A 23,385-nucleotide genomic window follows, 5' to 3' on the forward strand; every position below is an offset into this window, starting at 1 on the left:
CATGGCCGCACGCCAAGCCGCCAAACCCGCTAGCCGCAAGGGGGCGACGACCCGCAAGCGCGCCACACAGGCCAAGCGCCAGGCTCCTAGCGTGCCCGGCTGGCTGTGGGGGCTCGGAGGCCTGGTGGCCGGTTTCTTCCTCTCCCAGTACCTGCAGGACTCGGCGCCGGCACCACTGGCCAAGGTGTTCAGCCGTCCCGCGGCCGAACAGGCCACACCGTCAGCCGATGCGTCGAAGGGTGACACGGGGGGCCAGGCGACCGGAGCCAGCGAGCCGAGCATGCCGACCTTCGAATTCTATACTCTGCTGCCGGAATCCGAGGTCATCGCCCCGGGCGGCGAGTCCCGGGACAACGCCTCGGCAGTGGCCAAGGATCCCATCGCCGAGCAGATCTCGCGCCAGCAGGCGCAAAGTGCCGAGAACCGCCGGCCCACCGAGATCGCCGACAACGAGCGCTACGTGCTGCAGGCCGCATCCTTCCGCGACGCCTCGGATGCCCAGCGCCTGGCGGGAAAGCTCAGCGACTTCGGGCTGATCGCCAGCATCAGCAAGGTGCAAACCGGCGATGGCGCCACCTGGCACCGGGTCCAGGTCGGCCCCTACGGCGATGCTCGCGAGCTCAATCGCGCCCAGGATCTGATGATCACCCAAGGCATCGAGCCGCTGACCATCCGCCTGCAGAACTGAAGCGATCCCCCCGCCATGACGATCGTGGTCGCGGCGGCAGACATCCACCTGCCGCCGCCTGACCAAGGTTGAATTCCCCCCTCCCCGCCCACACCTTTCCTTCACGTTACCAACGACAGCTTTCATGGCGTCCGTCCGACCGCTCACCGCATCCCGGACGCCCAAGTCACCGGGAGTGTCATCGCTCCCACTACGGAGTCCTTCTCCATGACCACAATCGTATCCGTGCGCCGCGGCGATCATGTCGCCCTGGCCGGCGATGGCCAGGTCTCACTGGGCAACACCGTCATGAAAGGCAACGCCAGCAAGGTGCGTCGCCTCTACCGCGGCCAGGTGCTGGCGGGGTTCGCCGGCGGTACCGCCGACGCCTTCACCCTGTTCGAGCGCTTTGAAGCCCAGCTCGAGAAATACCAGGGCCACCTCACCAAGGCCGCCGTCGAGCTTGCCAAGGAATGGCGCACCGACCGCGCCCTGCGCCGCCTCGAGGCGCTGCTGGCGGTGGCCGACAAGAACGCCTCGCTGATCATCACCGGCAACGGCGATGTCGTGGAACCCGAGCGCGGCATCATTGCCATCGGCTCGGGCGGCAATTACGCGCTGTCCTCGGCCCGCGCCCTGCTCGAGAACACCGAGCTGTCGGCCCGCGACATTACCGAGAAATCCCTGGAGATCGCCGGCGACATCTGCGTCTTCACCAACCACCACATCACGCTGGAAGAGCTCTGAGCCATGACCCAGATGACCCCCCGCGAGATCGTTCACGCCCTCGATCAGTTCATCATCGGCCAGCAGGACGCCAAGCGTGCCGTGGCCGTGGCGCTGCGCAACCGCTGGCGCCGCATGCAGCTCGATGAAGAGCTGCGCCAGGAAGTCACGCCCAAGAACATCCTGATGATCGGCCCGACCGGCGTGGGCAAGACCGAGATCGCTCGCCGCCTGGCCAAGCTGGCCCGGGCACCCTTCCTCAAGGTCGAGGCGACCAAGTTCACCGAAGTGGGCTATGTGGGTCGCGACGTCGAGTCGATCATCCGCGACCTGACCGAGGCGGCGATCAAGATGGTCCGCGAACAGGCCAAGGAAGAGGTCGGTCACAAGGCCGACGATGCCGCCGAAGAGCGCATCCTCGACGCCCTGCTGCCGCGTCCTCGAGGTAGCGAGTACGACAGTGCCCGGGACGACACCTCGACCCGCCAGGTCTTCCGCAAGAAGCTGCGTGAAGGTCAGCTCGATGACAAGGAAATCGACATCGAGATCACCCCGCAGAGCGGCGGCATGGATTTCAACACCCCGCCGGGCATGGAGGAGATGGCAAGCCAACTGCAGAGCATGTTCTCCAACATGAACAAGCAGAAGACCGAGACCCAGCGCGTCGCGGTCAAGGATGCCTGGAAGCTGCTGCGCGACGAGGAAGCCGCCAAGCTGGTCAACGAGGACGACATCAAGCATCGCGCCATCGAAGCGGTGGAGCAGCACGGCATCGTCTTCCTCGACGAGATCGACAAGGTCGCCAAGGGCCAGCAGGGTAGCGGCGGCGAAGTCTCCCGTGAGGGCGTGCAGCGCGACCTGCTGCCGCTGATCGAGGGCTCGACGGTCTCCACCAAGCACGGCATGGTCAAGACCGACCATATCCTGTTCATCGCCTCCGGCGCTTTCCATCTGGCCAAGCCCTCGGACTTGATTCCAGAGCTGCAGGGGCGTCTGCCGATCCGGGTCGAGCTCAACGCCCTGTCGCCGGATGATTTCCAGCGCATCCTCACCGAACCGTCCGCCGCGCTGACCAAGCAGTATCAGGCGCTGATGGCCACCGACGGCCTCGAGATCGCCTTCACCGACGACGGCATCGCGCGTATCGCCGAGATCGCCTGGCGGGTCAACGAAGGCACCGAGAATATCGGCGCCCGTCGCCTGCACACCGTCATGGAGCGCTTGCTCGAGGACGCCTCTTTCAGGGGCGGCGACATGGAAAGCCCGCTGACCATCGACGCCGCCTACGTCGACTCCCAGCTCGGCGAGCTGGCCATGGACGAGGATCTGTCCCGTTACATTCTGTGAGGCCTGCGCCAATCAGCAAGTTCACTGGCTTCGATGCGAGAGCTGGAAGCTATAAGCTGTTAGCTTGAAGAAACATCGGCCTGTGGCTGGAAGGGTTGGCCACGCCGCCGCAAGCGATTCACGACCACCGCTTGCGGCGGCACTAGGCCTATTCCAGCTTCAAGCTTCCGGCTTCAAGCTCACCGGAGGTGCTTATGTCTGTCCCTATTCCCTCACGCGTTCACTACCACAAGTCCGCCCGCGAGCTGGAACTTGGCTACCCGAACGGCGACACCTACCGACTGTCGATCGAGTATCTGCGCGTCTTCTCGCCCTCCGCCGAGGTGCGCGGCCACGGCCCCGACACCGCCGTGCTGCAGGTCGGCAAGAAGGACGTCGGCCTTGCCAACATTACCCAGGCCGGGCGCTATGCCCTGAAGCTCTCCTTCGATGACGGCCACGACAGCGGCCTCTTCAGTTGGGACTATCTGTATGCGCTCGCTACCAACGCCGAGACCAACTGGGCGGACTATCTCAAGCGACTCGAGGCGGCCGGCGAGTCCCGCGAGCCAAAGGGCATCCAGTTCAAGGAGCTGTGAGACGACCGCCGCCTCGCGGAACCGGTCGACAAACTCAGTGGGTCATCGAGCACGGTTCGAGTCCGTGACGGCAAAGACAAGGCCATCGCGGGGACGCTACAATGGCGCCACCGCCGGCCTCTTGCCGGCTCTCTTATTACTGTGCGTGCCGCACCACTGGCACGGACGGATGTACTGACTGATAGGGATGCCCATGGACAAGCGCACCACTCACTTCGGCTATCAGGAAGTCCCGGTCGACGAAAAAGCCTCGCGAGTTGCCGACGTCTTCCACTCGGTGGCGGCGCGTTATGACGTGATGAATGATCTGATGTCCTTCGGCATCCATCGGGTCTGGAAGCGCCTGACTCTGGAGCGCGCCGGCGTGCGGCCCGGCCACCGGGTGCTCGACATCGCCGGCGGCACCGGTGATCTGACGCTGAAATTCTCGCGTCAGGTGGGCCCCCGCGGCCAGGTGATCCTCGCCGACATCAATGCCTCCATGCTACGCGTCGGCCGCGACAAGCTGCTCGACCACGGCGTCGGCGGCAACGTCGAGTACGTTCAGGCCAACGCCGAGTGCCTGCCCTTCCCGGATAACAGCTTCGACTGCATCACCATCGCCTTCGGCCTGCGCAACGTCACCGACAAGGATGCCGCCCTGCGCTCGATGGCCAGGGTCCTCAAGCCCGGTGGCCGCCTTTTGGTGCTGGAGTTCTCCAAGCCCGACAACCCACTGCTGTCGAAGGCCTACGACGACTACTCCTTCCATCTGCTGCCGAAGATGGGCCAGTGGGTGGCCGGCGACGCCGACAGCTACCGCTACCTGGCCGAGTCGATTCGCATGCACCCGGATCAGGAGACCCTCAAGGGCATGATGGAAACAGCCGGGCTCGAGCGGGTCGAGTACACCAACCTGACCGGCGGCATCGTCGCCCTGCACCGAGGCGTCAAGCTCTGATGATGGTCCTCGCCGGTTTCGAACGCACCCTGAACGCCCTGCTTGCCCGGGACCCCGCAGCAGCCACGCGCCTGGCCTCGCTAGACGGCGCGCGCCTGCTGGTGCGCCTGGAGCGCCCGAGCTACGCGCTGCTGGTCAGCTTCGACACACATGGCCTGTCGCTCTCCCGGGGCGAGGGCCTCACCGATGAAGACGCCGATGTGATCGTCGAGGCCGACAGCGAGGCGCTGGGTGAGCTGATCGGCGGCGAGTCCGCCGAGCGCCTGATGTTCCGAGGCCGCTTGGCGGTACGCGGACGCGCTCAGGTGCTAGAGCAGGCCCGTGACCTGCTGCTTGACCTAGATTTCGACTGGGAGGGCGAGCTCGCTCAGTGGCTCGGCGATAGACCGGCCCACAGCCTGGCCGAAGGCATGCGCCGTCTGGCCCGCTGGGGGCTGCGCACCCGGCAGGAACTGACTGCCGACATCGGAGAATATGTCTTCGAAGAGGCTAAGCTACTGCCAGGCCGCCACCAGCTCGAGGTGATGCGCGACCAGCTCACCGAGCTCGACATTGCAAGCGACCGCCTCGAAGCCCGACTCGAGCGCCTGAGGCGACGCCTGGAGGGGCGCCGCTTGCCTGACGACAGGCGTGACGGACTGGCCGAGGAGCCCTGCCCATGAGCCTGCGCCTGGCAAGGATTGGCTGGGTCATCACCCGATATCGCCTCGACACTCTGATCCCACGGGAGCGGCTGCCCTGGCCGCTGCGGGCGCTGCTCGCGCTTTCTCCGCTGCGGCTGGTGCCAGTGCGCGGCGAGCGTGCCGAGCGGCTGCGCCTGGCTCTCGAGGCACTGGGCCCGATATTCGTCAAGTTCGGCCAGATGCTCTCGACCCGCCGCGACCTGCTGCCGCCGGATATCGCCGACGAGCTCAAACGCCTGCAGGATCAAGTGCCGCCGTTTCCCGGCGAACAGGCGGCAGCGCTGGTCGAGGAAGAACTCGAGTGCCGGCTCGACGAGGCCTTCGCAAGCTTCGATAAGACACCGCTAGCCTCGGCCTCGATCGCTCAGGTACATGCCGCCCGACTGCCCGACGGCCAGGAAGTGGTGGTCAAGATCATCCGCCCCGGCATCGATCGCGTCATGCGCCAAGACATGGCACTGCTCTACGGCGTAGCGCGCCTGCTGGCGAAGGTTCCCGAGGCCCGGCGCCTGCGCCCTAGGGAGGTGGTGGCCGACTACGAAGCGACGCTCTTCGACGAGCTGAATCTGCACCGAGAAGCCGCCAACACCTCCCAGCTCAAGCGCAATTTCAAGGACTCGCCGCTGCTCTACGTTCCGGCGATCCACTGGCCGCTGACCCGGCGCCGTGTGATGGTCCAGGAGCGCATTCATGGCATCCCGGTGGCCGACATGGCCGCTCTCGAGGCCCAGGGCACCGATCTCAAGAAGCTCGCCGAACGTGGGGTAGAGATCTTCTTCACCCAGGTGTTTCGCGACAACTTCTTCCATGCCGACATGCATCCGGGCAACATCTTCGTCGCCCACGGCAAGCCTCACGATCCTCAGTACATCGCCATCGACTGCGGCATCGTCGGCAGTCTGACCCGCGAAGACCAGGACTACCTGGCCCGCAACCTGCTGGCCTTCTTCCATCAGGATTACTATGAGGTGGCCGCGCTGCATATCGAATCCGGCTGGGTCGGCGAAGGCACCCGCGCCAACGAGTTCGCCTCGGCGATCCGCTCGGTATGCGAGCCGATTCTCGAAAAGCCGCTCAAGGACATCTCCTTCGGCCAGGTGCTGCTGGGGCTTTTCCAGACCGCGCGGCGCTTCAACATGGAGGTCCAGCCTCAGTTGGTGCTGCTGCAGAAGACCCTGCTCAACATCGAGGGCCTTGGGCGCCAGCTCTATCCGGACCTGGATCTGTGGCATACCGCCAAGCCGTATCTAGAGCGCTGGATGAAAGAACGTGCCGGCCCCCGCGGACTCTGGGAGTCGCTGCAACGCCAGGCGCCAGAGCTGTCGCGCCAACTGCCCGAGCTGCCGGTGCTCGCCCATCAGGCGCTTTCCCGGGTCGAGGCCGAACACAAGCAGCGCCACCGCCAGAGCGAGTCGCTCTCAAGTCTGCGCCGCCACCTTGCCGCCTCTGCCCGCGGCGCCCGGCGCCTGCGCCTGGGCGCCTTGCTGCTGGGCCTGGCGGTGGCCTGGCAGCCGCTGTTCGACTGGGCCGGCGAGCAGCCCTGGCCGGTGCTGCTGGCAGCGGGCCTTGGCATTTTGCTGCTTGCCTGGCAATAAACGTCGACCAGGCCAAAAGCGCATCACAGGCCACTGAATAATAAGATTTTTCGATCCACTGACCCAGGAATGTCATCGATGAGCGATATTCTCAACCAGCTCGCCGAGGTGCTCGACCAGCGCCGTCAGGCAGACCCCGACAGCAGCTATGTGGCCTCGCTGCACCACAAGGGGCTCAACAAGATACTCGAGAAAGTGGGCGAGGAAGCCACCGAGACCCTGCTGGCAGCCAAGGATGCGGCTAATGGCTCAGAGAAGAACCGTGAGGCAGTAGTCGCTGAAACGGCCGACCTGTGGTTTCATAGCCTAGTGATGCTGTCGCATCTTGGAATCGACCATCAGGACGTGCTCGATGAACTGGCACGTCGCTTCGGAATATCAGGGCTGGACGAGAAGGCCGCCCGCCCCACGGACGCTTAGGCCCCAGGGCCCATTGAAGGGAGAGACTTCATGTTAGGTGGCATCAGTATCTGGCAACTCTTGATCGTGCTGGGCATCATCATTCTGGTCTTCGGCACCAAGAAACTGCGCAACGTCGGCGGGGATCTTGGTGGCGCCGTGAAGGGGTTCAAGAAAGCCATGAATGACGGCGAAAAGGGCGAAGACGAGAAAAAAGAACAGGAAGACGCGCAACAACGTGTCGCCCATGACGAGACCGGCAAGACTTATGACGTCGAAGCCGAGACCAAGGCGCAGGAACCGGACGAGCGCAAGTAACCGCCCATGTTCGATATCGGTTTCCTCGAACTGCTGATCATCGGTGTGGTCGGTCTGCTGGTCCTCGGTCCCGAGCGTTTGCCCAGGGCAGCGCGCACCACGGGGCTGTGGATCGGCAAGATCAAGCGCACGGTCTCCGGCATGCAGCGAGACATCTCCGCTCAGCTAGAGGCCGAGGAGCTGCGCCAGAAGCTCAACGACCAACAGAAAAAGCTCGACGCCAGCCTCAACAAGGCCAAGCAGGACGTAGAGCGTTACGCCGAGCCTGACGGTGTCGACGCTGGCCGTACCAGCCCGGACGACGCCCCTGCCTATTCCCAAGACAATCCCCAGGACACTCCCCAAGACAATTCCCAGGACAGTGCCCAGTTCAGTGCTAAACCGGGCAGGGCCAAACCGGGCAGGGCCAGCGGCCAGCAGACCAACGACCGGGCTCAACGCCATGGCGAGGCCAAAGCGACCTCAGAGGCTCCCCGCGAGACCCCCGCGGACAGTGACAAGGACCAAAGCCCCCGATGAGCGCCACCCCCGACCCGCAGGACCGTCAGCCTCATGACAGCCAGAAGAGCGGCCAGGAAGCTGATCAGGCGCCCCTGATCGAGCACCTGATCGAGCTGCGTTCGCGCTTGATGCACGCAGTGCTGGCGATCCTGGTGATTTTCCTGGCCCTGTACGCCTTTTCCAACGATATCTACACCTTCGTCGCCAAGCCGCTGATGGCGCTGCTGCCGGAAGGCTCGCAGATGATCGCCACCGAGGTCGCCTCGCCCTTTCTGGCGCCCTTCAAGCTGACGCTGGTCGTCTCGGTGTTCATTGCCGTGCCCTTCGTGCTGCATCAGGCCTGGGCCTTCATCGCACCCGGCCTCTACGACAATGAGAAGCGCCTCGCCGTGCCGCTACTGGCCTCCAGCGTTGCGCTTTTCTACGGCGGAGCGGCCTTCGCCTACTATGTGGTCTTTCCCCTGCTGTTCGAGTTCTTCACCCAGACCGGGCCGGCCGGGGTCACGGTGATGACGGACATCAACCAGTACCTCAACTTCGTGCTCAAGCTGTTCTTTGCCTTCGGCGTCGCCTTCGAGATTCCGATCGCCACCTTCCTGCTGATCTTCTCCGGCGCCACCACGGTGGAGAGCCTGTCGAAGAAGCGGCCCTATGTCGTGCTGGGCTGCTTCGTGGTGGGCATGCTGATGACACCGCCGGACGTGATCTCCCAGAGCCTGCTGGCCGTGCCGATGTACCTGCTCTACGAGGTAGGCATTCTGTTTGGACGCCTGGTCAAGCGCCAGCCCGGACCCACGGACGACGGCAACGCCTGAAACCCCCGCACCGCTCTGAAGAACCCCGCTGAGGCGGGGTTCTTCATGAGTGCAGGCTAGCCACCAAGTACCTCGCTGCCGCCCCAGCGGGGTGCGACAAGTCAACGCTTCCGGCACCCGTGCACACTGCATATACTCGCAGGACTGTACCGGCACTCGCCCGGGCTGTAACCGCTTGTCATCTTGTCGTCATCATCGCCTGCCACTATCTGTATCAAGGCAACCAGGCATCGATGGCGAGCCCTGATTGGAGATAGAGATTGAGTTTCACCATTCCTCGCCAGTATCCCGGTACCCGCATGCGTCGCATGCGCAAAGACGACTTCTCGCGTCGCCTGATGGCCGAGAACACCCTGACGGCTGCCGATCTGATCTGGCCGGTCTTCGTGCTCGAGGGCAGCAACCGACGTGAAGCCGTTCCCTCGATGCCCGGGGTCGAACGTCTGTCGATCGATCTATTGATCGAAGAAGCCCGCGAAGCACAGGCGCTGGGAATTCCGGCGCTGGCGCTGTTCCCGGTAATCGACCCCGAGCTCAAGAATGAGCTCGCCGAAGAGGCCTATAACGCCAGCGGCCTGGTGCAACGCTGTGTGCGCGAGCTCAAGGCGGCCTGCCCGGCGCTTGGCATCATTACCGATGTGGCGCTCGACCCTTATACCAGCCACGGCCAGGACGGCATCCTGGACGAGGCGGGCTACGTTCAAAATGACCGTACCGTCGAGGTCCTGATCAAGCAGGCTTTATCACATGCCGAGGCCGGCGCCGACGTGGTAGCGCCCTCGGACATGATGGATGGGCGCATCGGCGAGATTCGTCGACTCCTTGAGCAGGAACGGCTACATAACACTCGTATCATGGCCTACAGCGCCAAGTATGCCTCGCGCTACTACGGTCCCTTCCGCGATGCGGTGGGCTCGGCAGGCAACCTTGGCAAGGCGGACAAGAGCACCTACCAGATGGACCCGGCCAACGGCGATGAGGCCCTCCAGGAAGTGGCGATGGATCTTGCCGAAGGCGCCGATATGGTCATGATCAAACCCGGCATGCCCTATCTGGACGTGGTGCGGCGGGTCAAGGACGAGCTGCGTGTCCCGACCTATGCCTACCAGGTCAGCGGTGAGTATGCCATGCACATGGCGGCCTTCGAACGTGGTTGGCTCGAGGATGATAAAGTCATTCTAGAGTCGCTGATGTGTTTCAAGCGCGCAGGTGCCGACGCTGTTCTGACCTACTTCGCCAAACGCGCGGCGCGACTGCTAGCAAAATAACAGGGAGGGCGTGAGTGCCCTTCCTTGGCTTCCCGGAGGCAAAATGGAAGACTCTCGCACCCCCGATACCGGCAGTGCGCTGCCCGAGGCGCCCTTCGACGAGAACGGCCCCGCCGAAGCGCCACCGTTGCGGGTCAACCGGACTCGCACCGGCATTCAGGCCAAGGTGGTGCCAGACCCCGAGGCCGATCTCAGCGATCCGCGTCTGTACTTCAATCGCGAGCTGTCGCACCTGCAGTTCAACATCCGCGTTCTCGAGCAGGCTCTCGATCCGTCGCACCCGTTGCTGAACCGGGTGATGTTCCTGCTGATCTTCTCATCCAACATGGACGAGTTCTTCGAGATTCGCGTCGCGGGACTCAAGCATCAGCTGATGCTGGGCAACGACGATACGGGTGCTGACGGCCGCCTGCCCCGCTCGGTCCTCGATGAAATTTCTCAGGTCGCCCATGCCCAGGTCGAGCGTCAGTACCAGATACTCAACGAACAGCTGATCCCTGCGCTGGAAGAAAAGGGTCTGCGTTTCCGTCGCCGAGGCGACTGGAGCGAAGCCCAGGCCAACTGGGTCAAGGACTACTTCGAAGAAGAGATCGTGCCGGTGATCAGCCCGATCGGGCTGGATCCCTCACACCCCTTCCCGCGGCTGGTCAACAAGAGCCTCAATTTCATCGTCGAGCTGGAGGGCAAGGATGCCTTCGGTCGCGAGGGAGGCTTGGCCATCCTGCCGGCACCGCGCTCGCTGCCGCGGGTGATCGCCCTACCCGACGCGCTCTGTGCGGAAGGTTTCAACGAGTATGTGTTCCTGTCCTCGATGATCCACGCTCATGCTCAGGAGGTCTTCCCGGGCATGAAGGTACGTGGCTGCTATCAGTTCCGTCTGACCCGCAACGCCGACCTGGCCGTCGACCCGGAAGAGGTCTCCGATCTGGCCACGGCGCTGCGCGGCGAGCTGCTGGCCCGACGCTATGGCAGCGGCGTGCGCCTGGAAGTCGCCGATAACTGCCCCGATGATCTGGCAGCTTTCCTGCTCAAGCAGTTCGAGCTCGAAGAATCCGACCTGTATCGGGTCCACGGTCCGGTCAACCTGACGCGGATGATGGCGGTGCTGGGTGATATCGACCGTCCCGAGCTCAGCTATCGCCCCTTTACGCCTGGCGTACCCAAGCCCCTCAACAAGAGTGGCAGCCTGTTCGACGCCATTAGTAGCCAGGACATCCTGCTCCACCACCCCTTCCAGTCCTTCAAGCCCATCGAGGACCTGCTCGCCGAAGCCGCCCGAGACCCGGCGGTGCTGGCGATCAAGCAGACCCTTTATCGCACCGGTGCCGACTCCCCGATCGTCAGCGCCTTGGTGGAAGCGGCGCGCAACGGCAAGGAAGTGACGGTGGTGATCGAGCTGCGGGCCCGCTTCGATGAGGCCGACAACCTTACCCTGGCCTCAAGGCTGCAGGAGGCCGGCGCCATCGTCATCTACGGCGTGATGGCCTACAAGACCCACGCCAAGATGATCCACATCGTGCGTCGCGAAAAGGGCGACCTTCGCTACTACGCGCATCTGGGGACAGGCAACTACCATTCCAAGACCGCCAAGCTGTACACCGATTACAGCCTGCTGACCGCCAACCCGACGCTCTGCGAGGACGTCCACAAGGTCTTCCAACAGCTCTCTGGCATGGGCCAGGCCCGCCAGATCGAAACGCTACTGCACGCGCCCTTCACCCTACATCCCAAGATGGTGGAGATGATCGACCGGGAGGCCAAGAATGCCGAGAAAGGCAAGCGCGGCCACCTGATCATCAAGTGCAATTCGCTGACCGAACCGCAGCTGATCCGCGCGCTCTACCGCGCCTCACAGGCAGGCGTCGAGTGCGACCTGATCATCCGCGGCATGTGCTGCCTGCGCCCCGGCATCCCGGGGATTTCCGACAATATCCGGGTCCGCTCGGTGATCGGACGCTTCCTCGAACACACCCGAGTATTCTACTTCCACAATGGTGGCAAGCCTGAAGTATGGGGTTCGAGCGCCGATTTCATGGCCCGCAACATGTTTCACCGTGTCGAGACCTGCTTCCCCTTCCTCGATAAGAAGATCGCTGCCCGAGTGCGCAAGGACCTGGAGACCTACCTGGTCGACAACTGCCAGAGTTGGCTGCTGCAATCCGACGGCAGCTACATCAAACAGGAAGTCGGCGACAGCGCTCCGATCAGCGTCCAGGAAACCCTGCTCTACGCTTACGCCACCAAGGCATAAGTAAGGGATAAGCGACGCAAGGCAGCATCACGGCAAGGCAGAGGCCTTGCATTGACACCAAGACGCCGGGCCTGGGCCCGGCGTCTTGGTGTCCGGTCGCTGCACCTGGGCACCCCAACGGCATGTTACGTCAGCCTGTGCCCTGAATCAGGCACCTCGCAACCGCTCGGCAGCGGTCACCAGCAAATGCTCGGTGGTCTCCCAGCCAAGGCAGGCATCGGTCACCGAAACACCGTAGCGCAGCGCACCGGGCTTCAAGGGCTGCTTGCCTTCGTGAAGGTGGCTCTCGAGCATCACCCCGACCAGACCGGCATCGCCGGCCAGGCGCTGGCCCAGCACATCGAGCAGCACTTCGCCCTGACGACGATGGTCCTTGCGCGAATTGGCATGACTGCAGTCAACCATGATCCGTGGCGCCAGCCCTGCTTCCTGAAGCGCCCGGCGGCAGGCCGCCACTTCCGGCGCCCGGAAGTTGGGCTCGCCATGCCCGCCACGCAACACCACATGAGTGTGGGGGTTACCCGGCGTGCGGCGCATCACCGGCCGGCCATCGGCGGCAATGGCCGGATGATGATGCGGGTGGGCACTGGCGCGAATGGCATCGATGGCCACCTGAACGCCGCCATTGGTGCCGTTCTTGAAGCCGACCACGGCGCCCAGGCCGCTGGCCAGTTCACGGTGAATCTGGGATTCAGTGGTGCGCGCACCAATCGCCGTCCAGGCCAGCAGGTCATCGAGGTAGGGGGCGAGCATCGGCTGCAGAAGCTCAGTGGCAACCGGCAGGCCCAATGCCACGATCTCGCGCATCAGCGACCGAGAAAGGTTCAGGCCAGCGGCCATGTCATCGTCGCCCTCGAGGCCGGGATCGTAGGCGAGCCCCTTCCAGCCCACGGTGGTGCGCGGCTTCTCGACATAGACCCGCATCACCAGCAGCAGACGGTCCTCGACCTGACGGGCCAAGGCCGCGAGGCGCTCGGCGTAGTCACGGGCGGCCTTGGGATCATGGATCGAGCAGGGGCCCACCACCACCAGCAGGCGATCGTCGCGGCCATCGAGAATAGCGCGAATGGCCTCGCGCTGCCCCTCGACACGCTCGGCCAAGGCCTGCGTCAGCGGCAGCTCGCAACGCAGCTCGTCGGGGGTTGGCAGCGCACTGTCCTCGTGGACCGGGACCGGCGCGGCCTCAGTGCGCGTATCGGCCGCCTGCGGAGAGAACGCTACACGCTGGCTGTCTTCGGGGGTACCGGCGGCGGTTTCGACAGCAGCAGGATCGGCAACGGTATCTAGGGCAGAAAGACTGGCATTCATGGGGTAAGGCTCCGGCTAGGCGATTGACGTCGAGTCGTGTGGCCACCAAGCGCATGCCGGCCGGAGGTGGCGAACTGTGCCGACCGGGCATCGCTAAATCGCCAATAGCCATACGCGCTCGAGTAGCGGGGCGAGAGGGTCATGGCAAAAGCTGAGTGGCGGTCGAACATCGCGTCTCTTCCTTGTGGGCCCGAGGCCCGATATATGAGGTCAAAGCATGCAGAAACGAAAACCCCCAGTCGGGTTGCCGACCGGGGGTTTCAAGACATCGGAGGCAACCCTGAGTGGGGCGTACCTCGTGGCGTGGGTCAGTGAGACCTGGCCACCGGCACGCCGGCGCTAAACCAATAGCTCCAGAACCCTTGCCAACCGGCGCTCTCAAGGCCTACCTCGGTCTTGCACGCCATGCACAGCACATCGCCTGAGAGGGCGAAGCGGGCAGTGTTGGGTACAGGCGTGAGATGGGTCATGGATAGTCGGCTGTCTGCTGTGAGTTCTGGTCAAGGCGTCGGGTGGCTGCGTTTCTAATGACTGTGTTTCTAATGACTGTGTTTCTAATGACTGTGTTTCTAAATACTGAGTTGCTGATGGCGGTGTTGCTAATGACGAAGTTTCATCCTACACACCCTGACGGGCTTGGCAAGCCCGGCCAAGTGGATACAGGCCTGCGCCAACGCCCGGGGAGCCACCTTGAGCGCTGGCCCACCCCATCCGTCTAGTCAGCAGAGCCTGGCACTTGGTGTCAGTACTTGGTGTCAGTACTTGGTGTCAGTCATCGGCCAAGTCAGCCCTCAGCCCACATACTGGACCCAGCCAATGGTCGCCGGCAGGCCGGCCATGCCAACCAGCACGACGACCCCGAGGAACAGGGTCAGCAACCCCGAGTCGTCTTTGAAGTTAGGATCTTGCTCAGCCATGAGTGACCTCACAGGATAGGGCGTCAGCCGATAGTCAGAGTCTAGCGCAGGTGCCGCCCGCCATCGACCGGCAGTGTCACGCCGGTGACGAAGCGGTTATCGAGCAGGTAGCGCAGGCTCTCATAGATCACCCCCGGCCCTGGGATCATCTGCATTGCCGACTTGGCGCGAGCCTTCTCGGCATAGGCCTCATCGTCGCCCTCATTGAGCATGATCATCGCCGGCGCGATCGCATTGACCTGGATGCGCGGCGCGTACATGGCGGCGAATGACAGCGTCAGGTTATCGAGCCCGGCCTTGGTCGCCGCATAGGCAGCGTGCTTCTTCGAGCCCTTGGCCGCCACATAGTCGGTCATGTGCACGATGTCGGCGAGCGGCTCGTCGCCAGCCTCGAGCAGCGCCTGAGCCTGCAGGTTGATCAGATAAGGCGCCTGCATGTGTACCCGGAACAGACGCTCGAAGTTGGCACCGGCATCATCGCCGCGGCTGTCCGGGGCCCAGTCGCTGGCGTTGTGAACGATCGCCCGCAGCGCAGGCGTCGTCGCCTTGAGCCTTGCGATGAAATCGAGGATACCGGCTTCGCTCGAGAAATCCGCCGCCAGAGTGACGATGCCCTTCTCGCGCAGGGCCTCGAGTTCAGGGCGCTCGCGACGATAGCTGATAATCACCGGGTGTCCGTCATCGATCAGTCGCTCGGCACAGTGGCGTCCCAGCCGCTGGGCGCCACCGGTGATCAGGATCGGGGCTGCACTCATGTCTCGCCCGCCTTCACCAGGCTGCCAACAGTGGGCACCAGAGGATCACGCGGTGCATAGGCGAAGACATCTGAGAACACCCGCGAGGGCTCGAGCCCCAGCGAGGCCAGCACATCGACGCAGGCGTAAACCATGCCAGGCGACCCCGACAGGTAAACGTCGTGGCCTGAGACATCGACATCGTCCAGCGCCTCGCCCAGCGCGGCGTCGATACGGCCGACATGTCCATGGATACGCGGGGCCGCGAAGTCGTCGCTCATCCCCTGCTCGCTGACCGCGTGGAAGGTCACATTAGGGTGCCGGGCGACCCACTCCCGGGCCCGACTCTCCAGATAGAACTCGCGTCGCTCCTTGGCCGCCCACCACAGGTCGATCTCGCGCTCGGGGTCAGCGTGCAGGGCCGCCTCGACGATCGCCTTCATCTGCGCGAAGCCGGTGCCGGCGGCCACCAGCAGTAAAGGACGGCTGCTGTCGGGATCAAGCACACAGTCGCCGCTGGGCAGGCGCAGGGTCAGGTGGGCGGCGTGTTGCATGAGCTCGCGCAGGCGCGCCGAATTGGAGCGCTCAGGCCAGTGCTGGATATGCAGCTCGAGGGAGCCGTCGCCGGCATGCGCATTGGCGATCGAAAACGGCACCCAGGTTTCGTCGTCCAGCTCGAGCTCCAGGTACTGGCCCGGGGCGTGCGCCATGGCCTCGGGGCGCCCTTCCAGGCGTACCCGGAAGACATCGGGATTGAGATCCTCCACCGCCGTCACTTGGCAGGTCAGGGTCCTTGCGGTCATAAGCGCCTCTCGTTGTCAGGAGCGTGAGCGTAGGTGGGCGTACTTGGGCCTAGTTAGAAGCGTCAGGAGCGTGGCGCGGGGCCCGGCGGCAGGGTAATCCCGAGCTCGGCCCAGCGGTCATCGACCCGCGACTTGATCGCCTCGTCCATGACGATCGGCTCGCCCCATTCGCGCTCGGTCTCGCCCGGCCACTTGTTGGTCGCATCCATGCCCATCTTGGAACCCAGCCCGGCGGTGGGCGAGGCAAAGTCCAGGTAATCGATGGGCGTATTCTCGACCATCACCGTATCACGGGCCGGATCCATGCGAGTGGTGATGGCCCAGATCACATCTTCCCAGTGGCGGGCATCGACATCGTCATCGAGCACCACCACGAACTTGGTGTACATGAACTGACGCAGGAAGCTCCACACGCCCATCATCACCCGCTTGGCGTGCCCCGGGTACTGCTTCTTCATCGTCACCACCGCCATGCGGTAGGAGCAGCCTTCGGGCGGGAGGTAGAAATCGACGATTTCCGGGAACTGCTTGCGCAGGATCGGCACGAAGACCTCGTTGAGGGCGAGGCCAAGGATCGCCGGCTCGTCGGGGGGCCGGCCGGTATAGGTCGAATGATAGATAGGGTCACGGCGGTGGGTGATGCGCTCGACGGTGAACACCGGGAAATGCTCGACTTCGTTGTAATAGCCAGTGTGATCGCCGTAGGGCCCCTCAGGTGCCATGTCGTCGGGATAGATGAAGCCTTCGAGGATGATCTCGCTGGAGGCCGGCACCTCGAGATCGGCATGGCCACACTTGACCAGCTCAGTGCGCGAACCGCGCAGCAGGCCGGCGAAGGCATACTCGGAGAGGGTATCCGGCACTGGCGTCACCGCCCCCAGGATGGTGGCCGGATCGGCGCCCAACGCCACCGCGACCGGGAAGGGCTCGCCGGGGTGGGCGGCCTGCCACTCCTTGAAGTCCAGCGCCCCGCCGCGGTGGGAAAGCCAGCGCATGATCAGACGGTTCCTGCCCAGCTTCTGCTGGCGATAGATACCGAGATTCTGGCGCTCCTTGTGGGGCCCCTTGGTGACCACCAGCGCCCAGGTGACCAGCGGCGCGGCATCGCCGGGCCAGCAGTGCTGGATGGGAATGCGGTCGAGATCCACTGCTTCGCCTTTGAGCACCACTTCCTGCACCGGCGCCTTGCGGAGCACCTTGGGGCCCATGCTCATCACCTGCTTGAAGATCGGCAGCTTCTCCCAGGCATCACGAAAGCCCTTGGGCGGATCGGGTTCCTTGAGGAAGGCCAACAGCTTGCCGACCTCGCGCAAGGCACTCACCGACTCCTGCCCCATGCCCAGCGCCACTCGCCGCGGGGTGCCGAACAAGTTACCCAGCAGCGGCATATCATGCCCCTTGACGTTCTCGAACAGGAGCGCCGGGCCGCCGGCCTTGAGGGTGCGATCACAGATCTCGGTGATCTCGAGGTAAGGGTCCACCTCGGCGGTCACCCGCTGGAGTTCTCCCTGCGCCTCCAGGGCGGCGATAAACTCACGCAAGTCCTTATACTTCATGCGGTTATTGCGCTCCCAAAACGACAAAAGGGGCAGCATAGCATGCCGCCCCTTGGACTGATTAGCGATTCATGTCCGGCCGTCTCCGGGCCTGACTAGCTTCACCGCCGCTTCATCGCCTCGAAGAACTCGAGGTTAGTCTTGGTATCTTTCAGGCGATCGATCAGGAACTCGGTAGCCGCCACATCATCCATGGGATTGAGCAGCTTGCGCAGGATCCACATCCGCTGCATCTCATCCTCGGAGGCGATCAGGTCCTCGCGGCGGGTGCCGCTGCGACGAATGTTCATCGCCGGATAGACTCGCTTCTCGGCCAGCTTGCGGTCGAGGTGGGCCTCCATGTTACCGGTACCCTTGAATTCCTCGAAGATCACCTCGTCCATCTTGGAGCCCGTGTCGACCAGCGCCGTGGCGAGTATGGTCAGGCTGCCGCCTTCCTCGATGTTGCGCGCCGCGCCGAAGAAGCGCTTGGGCTTCTCGAGAGCATGGGCATCGACACCGCCGGTCAGCACCTTGCCGGAGGACGGCACCACGGTGTTGTAGGCACGGGCCAGACGGGTGATGGAGTCCAGCAGGATCACCACGTCCTTCTTATGCTCGACCAGACGCTTGGCCTTCTCGATCACCATCTCGGCGACCTGCACATGGCGGGCCGGCGGCTCATCGAAGGTCGAGGCCACGACCTCGCCACGAACGGTGCGTGACATTTCGGTCACTTCCTCCGGACGCTCGTCGATCAGCAGCACGATCAGGTGGCACTCGGGATTGTTGCGAGTGATCGAGGTCGCGATGTTCTGCAGCATCAGCGTCTTGCCCGCTTTGGGAGGCGAGACGATCAGGCCACGCTGGCCCTTGCCGATGGGTGCCGTCAGGTCGATGATGCGCGACGTCAGATCCTCGGTAGAACCGTTGCCGATCTCCATCACCATGCGTTCCTGAGGGAACAGCGGGGTGAGGTTCTCGAACAGGATCTTGTGCTTGGCGTTCTCCGGCCGGTCAAAGTTGATCTCGTTGACCTTCAACAGGGCGAAATAACGCTCACCTTCCTTGGGTGGACGAATCTTGCCGGCAATCGAGTCGCCCTTGCGCAGGTTGAAGCGACGGATCTGGGACGGCGAGACGTAGATGTCATCGGGACCGGCGAGATAGGAAGAGTCGGCGCTGCGCAGAAAGCCGAAGCCGTCCTGGAGAATCTCCAGTACACCATCGCCATAGATGTCCTCGCCGCTCTTGGCGTGCTTCTTGAGGATGGCGAAAATGATGTCCTGCTTGCGCGAGCGGGCCAGATTATCGATGCCCATTTCTTGGGCGATATCCAGCAGTTCCGGCACGGTCTTTTGCTTGAGTTCGGTAAGATTCATCGGTTTGATCAGAAATAGCTCGTGTCAGCGTGGCAACGAAGCCGGAAAACGACAGGAGGCGGTGACGATGCGCCGCGTGGTGCGTTCAGAGCCCTGGGACATCCACTCTCGAGATATGATCAGCCGACCGCTGCTTACGGGGAAGCCATGGACGATATCGAACTAAGAGGGAAGCGCTGTTCATGTAGCCGTATTCGTGTCGCCTGAATAGCTAGTCATGATGGCGAAGCGTCATCGTAAGGAATCAGCGGGCTGACTGACGACTTGGAGTTTGACCGCGGCGTGAGATGCCGTTTAGCGGTCACCGTGAAGCAGTCGGGAAGTATTCGGAACAGGCGAACGACTCGATGGTAGTCAAGCGAATCGGCAAACGCAAGCCCCAGAAGCGCTTCGCCGCGTTGGCGGCGATTGACAACCCCGGGAGCGGGCCGCAACCTTGGGGCCAAGTGACATCAAGGAACCTTTCATGATCAACCATCCGGGCTTCGGCGACACGCCTGACGACGCCCCAGCGCCACAGCGCCTGGCGGCTATCGACCTGGGCTCCAACAGCTTCCACCTCTTGGTCGCCAACAACGTCAACGGTCAGCTACAGGTCGTGGCCAAGCTCGGCGAGAAGGTCCAACTGGGCGCAGGCCTCGATGACGACGGCGCCCTGACCGAAGATGCCATGCAGCGCGCCCTGGACTGCCTGGCCCGCTTCGCTCCCTTCCTCGAAGAAACACCCAACGCTCAGCTCAGAGTGGTAGGCACCAACGCGCTGCGCGCGGCAACCAACAGCCAAGTGCTGATCGAGCGCGCCGAGGCACTGCTCGGCCATGAGATCGAGATCATCGCCGGGCGCGAGGAAGCCCGCTTGATCTATCTTGGCGCTGCCCATGCCCTGGCCGAGGTCCACGGCCGGCGCCTGATCGTCGACATCGGCGGCGGTTCCACGGAGTTCATCATCGGCGAGCATTTCGAGCCCCTAGCGCTCGAGAGCCTGGAAATGGGCTGCGTGACGTTCACCAAGCGTTTCTTCGCCGACGGCGATATCTCCGAGAAACGCTTTCGCAAGGCCGAGCTCGCCGCCCTCTCGGAGCTGGCCAACATCCGCCGCCCCTTCGAGGAACTCGGCTGGGCCGATCCAGTCGGCTCCAGCGGCACCATCAAGGCTGCCGCTTCTGTGCTTTCCGCCAGTGGCCAAGCCCCCGATGGCATCATCGACCGCAAGGGACTGGCCGCCCTGCGCAAGCGCCTGATCAAGATGAAACGGCTCGATAAGGTCGCGATGGATGGGCTCAAGGAGGACCGCGCCAGCGTCTTCCCCGCCGGCATCGCGGTGCTCTCGGCGGTCTTTGAAGCCTTCGGCCTCGAACAGATGCGCTATTCCGACGGCGCCCTGCGCGAAGGCGTGCTCTACGACATGATCGGGCGCAACACCGCCGAGGACTCTCGCTTGCAGACACTCGAAGGGCTGCGCCGGCGCTACCAGATCGACCCCCGCCAGGCCGACCAGGTCGCCAGCAGCGCCCAGCAGTGCCTGAGGCAGGTAGTGCCAACCTGGCAGTTGAGCGCCAGCAACGCCCAGTTCCTCGACTGGGCCGCCCAGCTTCACGAGATTGGCCTGGTCATCTCGCACAGCCAGTTCCATCGCCACGGCGCCTACCTGCTGGCCAACTCCGACCTCGCCGGGCTGTCACGCCCCGAGCAGCAGGCCCTGGCCTTTCTGGTGCGGGCCCACCGGCGCAAGTTTCCGCTCAAGGAGCTCGACGCTCTGCCCGCCGCGGTACGGCCGACGCTGGGGCGCCTGGCCCGGCTGCTGCGGCTGGCGGTGATCCTCAACCACTCACGTCCCGAGCACCCGCCAACCGCCTTTCGCCTCGCTGCCGATGGTGAGCAGCTGTCGCTGTCGCTGAGTGGCGAACTCGCCGAGCAGGCGCTGCTGGTCAATGACCTGGAGCAGGAACAGGAATATCAGCGCGCGGCCGGCTTTACGCTGACCATCGAAACGCTGGACACCGCCGAGGTTTCGGCGGGTTAATCGACGGCTCTGGCGCTCCCCGCACTGTCAGAGCCTCAGCTTGTTAAGGTCCCCGGGCTCGATAAGAGCCTTAAGCCTGTTGCGAGCGGCAGCGAGAGAAGTTCCCTCATCAGCGCCATGAGGGCCTCTCAGTTCCGTTAAAGGCTCTCAGTGCCGCCACCCTCGGCCCAATAGCTCGCTGCACAGGCCACCACGTCCGCCCGCAGGGGGTCGAGGACCGCCGCCACCACATCGCCGTCCCACACCACCAGCAGAGCCTGCCGACGCCAGGGTGGCAGACCCGCTTCCTGCAAGAGCCGCTTGAGATCCCGCCGACCGCGTCCCGCCAGACGCAGTACCTCGCCGCCCTGACGCGGCTGCACCCGGTAGTGGGCGCGCTCTCCGCCAGAAGGAGCGCCGGCGGGGCGTCTCTCGAGCCGCACCGCAAGCCCTCCTAGCGGCGTTTCAAGTACCGCCAGGCCATCCCAGTCGACCTGCCAGCCTGCGGGCAGATCGGCCAAGGGGCGCTGCAGATAGAGGCTCTCACGCCAGCAACGCGCCTCGGCGCCTGGCCAGGTGACCTGCACTTGGGCATCGCGTCGCGCGGCAAGCTGCTCATCGAGGGCCGACAGGCGAGCGGTCGGCGGGGTGGGTAGCCCCAGGCGTTGGCAGGCATAGCGAATCAGCAGACGCCGGCGCGGTGCCCTCAGCGCCTTGAGTGCCGGTAGCGCCAGCCGACCGGGGGCGCCCCCGCAGGCGGCCAGATCCAGCTCGGCCAGCTCAGCGAGAAGATCATCGGCCTCGCCGGCGAGCGTCGCACTGTGGGCAATGCTCGCCTCGGCGCGGGGCCAGCGAGACTCGAGCAGCGGCAGCACCCGCTGGCGCAGGAAGTTGCGATCGAGCATCTCATCGGCGTTGCTCGGATCCTCGACCCAGGCGACGCCCAGCGCCTCGGCGGCTTTCTCCAGACGCGCCCGCGACAAGTCTCGCAGAGGGCGGGCGATACAACTGCCGGCCCAGCTACGCGCCCTGGGCATGGCCGCCAGCCCCCGCACCCCACTGCCGCGCAGCGCGGCCAGCAGCCAGGTCTCCGCCTGATCGCGGCGATGCTGGGCGAGCCACAGGGTGTCCTCCTGGCTCAGCCGGGCGGCGAAGGCGCCGTAGCGGGCCTCCCGGGCGGCACCCTCGAGCCCGCGGCCAGCGGTCACATCGACACTCACCCGCTCGATGAACAACGGCACGCCCAGGCGGTCGCACAGCCGACGACAATGCCAAACGAAATCAGCCGATGCCGCCTGCAAGCCATGGTCGACGTGCAGGGCATATAACGGACGGGGGTGACGATGAGCCGCCCGGGCCACGAGTGTCAGCAGCAGGCTAGAGTCGAGCCCGCCCGAGAGCGCCACCCAAACGCAACGCCCCGGCGGGGTCTCCGCCAGGGCGTCGTCGATCAACCGTTGCATATCCTCGAGCATCAGAATTCCAGCACGCTGACAGGCCGCTTCGAAAAACGCGGCCTCTGACCCATCAGGCCGGGGCGCCGTAGCTCATGAGGCGCTGATAGCGGCGCTCGAGCAGAGCCTCGGTGTCCAGGCCCTGCAAGCGATCGAGACTCTCGATCAGCGAGGTCTTGATACGCTCAGAGGTTGTCGCCAGATGACGGTGAGCACCGCCCAGCGGCTCCTTGATCAGGGTGTCGACGAAGCCGAGTTCCTGCAGACGCTCGGCAGTGATCCCCATGGCGTGGGCCGCCTCCGAGGCACGCTCGGCACTCTTCCACAGGATCGAGGCGCAGCCCTCCGGCGAGATGACCGAGTAGGTGGAGTACTGCAGCATCTGCAGCTCGTCGCACACGCCGATGGCAAGCGCCCCACCAGAGCCGCCCTCGCCTACCACGGTGGAGATGATCGGGGTCTTGAGCCGCGACATCACCGCCAGGTTGTAGGCGATGGCTTCGGACTGACCGCGCTCCTCGGCATCGATGCCGGGATAGGCGCCGGGGGTGTCGATGAAGGTCAGCACCGGCATCTTGAAGCGCTCAGCCATCTCCATCAGGCGGCATGCCTTGCGATAGCCCTCAGGACGCGGCATGCCGAAGTTGCGGCGTACCTTCTCCTTGACGTCGCGGCCCTTCTGATGGCCGATGACCATCACCGGCTTGTCGTCGAGACGCGCCACGCCACCGACCAGTGCCGCGTCATCGGCGAAATGACGATCGCCGTGGAGCTCGTCGAAGTCGGTAAAGACGTGCTCAAGGTAGTCGAGGGTGTAGGGGCGCTGCGGATGACGCGAGAGCTGGGATACCTGCCAGGCGGTGAGATCCTTGAAGATCGACTCGGTGAGCTTCTTGCTCTTCTCCTGGAGCTTGGCCACCTCTTCGTTGATGTTGATCTTGCTGTCATTGCCGACCAGCCGCAGTTCCTCGATCTTCGCCTGCAACTCGGCAATGGGCTGTTCGAAATCCAGATAATTGGGGTTCATAGGCTTCAGCTTGTTAGCAATCGGGGCAGCCTGGAGGCCACGGCTGTCGCGGAACGTTCAAAAGGAACTATTGAAATATAGCCGTTCATTATCGCAGCTTGTCAGTCCGGCGCAAGGCACCTCCTGGCCTTGCGC

23 protein-coding genes are annotated in these 23,385 nt (G+C 64.0%); 14 read left to right on the forward strand and 9 right to left on the reverse strand.

The window, feature by feature from the left end; translation table 11 throughout:
• Position 1: 1 nt before the first annotated feature.
• The 13 genes from HUS66_RS02160 (at position 2) to ppk1 (ending at position 12,088) form a co-directional block, all read left to right on the forward strand.
• A complete protein-coding gene (locus HUS66_RS02160) occupies positions 2 to 688 on the forward strand; it encodes an SPOR domain-containing protein (protein WP_175069314.1) in 687 nt (228 codons plus the stop codon).
• 207 nt (positions 689 to 895) lie between these two features.
• Positions 896 to 1,414, forward strand: coding sequence for an ATP-dependent protease subunit HslV (hslV, locus tag HUS66_RS02165; RefSeq protein ID WP_092522988.1), 519 nt, complete (start codon positions 896 to 898; stop codon positions 1,412 to 1,414).
• 3 nt (positions 1,415 to 1,417) lie between these two features.
• Positions 1,418 to 2,740: an ATP-dependent protease ATPase subunit HslU gene (hslU, locus tag HUS66_RS02170; RefSeq protein WP_175069315.1), complete on the forward strand. Its 1,323-nt coding sequence runs from the start codon at positions 1,418 to 1,420 to the stop codon at positions 2,738 to 2,740.
• Between the two features lie 194 nt (positions 2,741 to 2,934).
• Entirely contained in the window at positions 2,935 to 3,318 is a 384-nt protein-coding gene (locus HUS66_RS02175) for a gamma-butyrobetaine hydroxylase-like domain-containing protein (protein WP_175069316.1), read from the forward strand.
• 193 nt (positions 3,319 to 3,511) lie between these two features.
• Positions 3,512 to 4,258 (forward strand): bifunctional demethylmenaquinone methyltransferase/2-methoxy-6-polyprenyl-1,4-benzoquinol methylase UbiE, encoded by a 747-nt coding sequence (gene ubiE / locus HUS66_RS02180; protein ID WP_175069317.1) that lies wholly within the window; start codon positions 3,512 to 3,514, stop codon positions 4,256 to 4,258.
• Positions 4,258 to 4,920, forward strand: coding sequence for a ubiquinone biosynthesis accessory factor UbiJ (locus HUS66_RS02185; RefSeq protein WP_175069318.1), 663 nt, complete (start codon positions 4,258 to 4,260; stop codon positions 4,918 to 4,920). The genes ubiE and HUS66_RS02185 overlap by 1 nt, the downstream gene beginning before the upstream one ends.
• Positions 4,917 to 6,536, forward strand: a complete 1,620-nt coding sequence (ubiB, locus tag HUS66_RS02190) for a ubiquinone biosynthesis regulatory protein kinase UbiB (RefSeq protein WP_175069319.1) — start codon at positions 4,917 to 4,919, stop codon at positions 6,534 to 6,536. The genes HUS66_RS02185 and ubiB overlap by 4 nt, the downstream gene beginning before the upstream one ends.
• Positions 6,537 to 6,614: 78 nt before the next feature.
• Positions 6,615 to 6,956: a phosphoribosyl-ATP diphosphatase gene (locus tag HUS66_RS02195; protein ID WP_175069320.1), complete on the forward strand. Its 342-nt coding sequence runs from the start codon at positions 6,615 to 6,617 to the stop codon at positions 6,954 to 6,956.
• 30 nt (positions 6,957 to 6,986) lie between these two features.
• The gene (gene tatA, locus HUS66_RS02200) at positions 6,987 to 7,253 is read left to right on the forward strand and encodes a Sec-independent protein translocase subunit TatA (RefSeq protein ID WP_175069321.1); all 267 of its coding nucleotides are present in this window, start codon (positions 6,987 to 6,989) and stop codon (positions 7,251 to 7,253) included.
• A 6-nt stretch (positions 7,254 to 7,259) separates the two neighbouring features.
• On the forward strand, positions 7,260 to 7,772 hold the full coding sequence (gene tatB, locus HUS66_RS02205) for a Sec-independent protein translocase protein TatB (protein ID WP_175069322.1): 513 nt from the start codon (positions 7,260 to 7,262) through the stop codon (positions 7,770 to 7,772).
• Positions 7,769 to 8,569, forward strand: coding sequence for a twin-arginine translocase subunit TatC (gene tatC / locus HUS66_RS02210; protein ID WP_175069323.1), 801 nt, complete (start codon positions 7,769 to 7,771; stop codon positions 8,567 to 8,569). Before tatB ends, tatC begins: the two co-directional genes overlap by 4 nt.
• Before the next feature lie 299 nt (positions 8,570 to 8,868).
• A complete protein-coding gene (hemB, locus tag HUS66_RS02215; protein ID WP_175069448.1) occupies positions 8,869 to 9,837 on the forward strand; it encodes a porphobilinogen synthase in 969 nt (322 codons plus the stop codon).
• A gap of 43 nt (positions 9,838 to 9,880) precedes the next feature.
• Positions 9,881 to 12,088 (forward strand): polyphosphate kinase 1, encoded by a 2,208-nt coding sequence (ppk1, locus tag HUS66_RS02220; RefSeq protein WP_175069324.1) that lies wholly within the window; start codon positions 9,881 to 9,883, stop codon positions 12,086 to 12,088.
• A gap of 147 nt (positions 12,089 to 12,235) precedes the next feature.
• Here the strand turns inward: ppk1 and HUS66_RS02225 are convergent, their stop codons facing one another.
• The 7 genes from HUS66_RS02225 to rho all read right to left on the reverse strand — a co-directional run bounded on the left by HUS66_RS02225 (position 12,236) and on the right by rho (position 18,767).
• On the reverse strand, positions 12,236 to 13,396 hold the full coding sequence (locus tag HUS66_RS02225) for a 3-deoxy-7-phosphoheptulonate synthase (protein ID WP_175069325.1): 1,161 nt from the start codon (positions 13,394 to 13,396) through the stop codon (positions 12,236 to 12,238).
• 308 nt (positions 13,397 to 13,704) lie between these two features.
• The gene (locus HUS66_RS02230; RefSeq protein ID WP_175069326.1) at positions 13,705 to 13,866 is read right to left on the reverse strand and encodes a hypothetical protein; all 162 of its coding nucleotides are present in this window, start codon (positions 13,864 to 13,866) and stop codon (positions 13,705 to 13,707) included.
• A gap of 321 nt (positions 13,867 to 14,187) precedes the next feature.
• Positions 14,188 to 14,313 (reverse strand): hypothetical protein, encoded by a 126-nt coding sequence (locus HUS66_RS17915; protein WP_282847861.1) that lies wholly within the window; start codon positions 14,311 to 14,313, stop codon positions 14,188 to 14,190.
• A gap of 41 nt (positions 14,314 to 14,354) precedes the next feature.
• Complete coding sequence (folM, locus tag HUS66_RS02235) at positions 14,355 to 15,068, reverse strand: dihydromonapterin reductase (RefSeq protein ID WP_175069327.1); 714 nt, start codon at positions 15,066 to 15,068, stop codon at positions 14,355 to 14,357.
• Positions 15,065 to 15,850 carry an NAD(P)H-flavin reductase gene (locus HUS66_RS02240; protein WP_175069328.1) on the reverse strand — a complete coding sequence of 262 codons (786 nt, stop codon included), beginning with the start codon at positions 15,848 to 15,850 and terminating at the stop codon, positions 15,065 to 15,067. The genes folM and HUS66_RS02240 overlap by 4 nt, the downstream gene beginning before the upstream one ends.
• 62 nt (positions 15,851 to 15,912) lie before the next feature.
• Positions 15,913 to 17,406, reverse strand: coding sequence for a 4-hydroxy-3-polyprenylbenzoate decarboxylase (gene ubiD / locus HUS66_RS02245; RefSeq protein ID WP_175069329.1), 1,494 nt, complete (start codon positions 17,404 to 17,406; stop codon positions 15,913 to 15,915).
• A 101-nt stretch (positions 17,407 to 17,507) separates the two neighbouring features.
• Positions 17,508 to 18,767, reverse strand: coding sequence for a transcription termination factor Rho (rho, locus tag HUS66_RS02250; RefSeq protein ID WP_092522964.1), 1,260 nt, complete (start codon positions 18,765 to 18,767; stop codon positions 17,508 to 17,510).
• A gap of 466 nt (positions 18,768 to 19,233) precedes the next feature.
• On the opposite strand from rho, the gene ppx reads away from it, so the two are divergent.
• Positions 19,234 to 20,790, forward strand: coding sequence for an exopolyphosphatase (gene ppx / locus HUS66_RS02255; RefSeq protein ID WP_175069330.1), 1,557 nt, complete (start codon positions 19,234 to 19,236; stop codon positions 20,788 to 20,790).
• A 137-nt stretch (positions 20,791 to 20,927) separates the two neighbouring features.
• Here ppx and tilS read toward each other — a convergent pair whose 3' ends face one another.
• Positions 20,928 to 22,244 (reverse strand): tRNA lysidine(34) synthetase TilS, encoded by a 1,317-nt coding sequence (gene tilS / locus HUS66_RS02260; RefSeq protein ID WP_175069331.1) that lies wholly within the window; start codon positions 22,242 to 22,244, stop codon positions 20,928 to 20,930.
• Between the two features lie 52 nt (positions 22,245 to 22,296).
• Complete coding sequence (gene accA, locus HUS66_RS02265; RefSeq protein ID WP_175069332.1) at positions 22,297 to 23,250, reverse strand: acetyl-CoA carboxylase carboxyl transferase subunit alpha; 954 nt, start codon at positions 23,248 to 23,250, stop codon at positions 22,297 to 22,299.
• Between the last annotated feature and the right edge of the window lie 135 nt (positions 23,251 to 23,385).

This window comes from Onishia taeanensis (assembly GCF_013349955.1).
Classification (GTDB): domain Bacteria; phylum Pseudomonadota; class Gammaproteobacteria; order Pseudomonadales; family Halomonadaceae; genus Onishia; species Onishia taeanensis_B.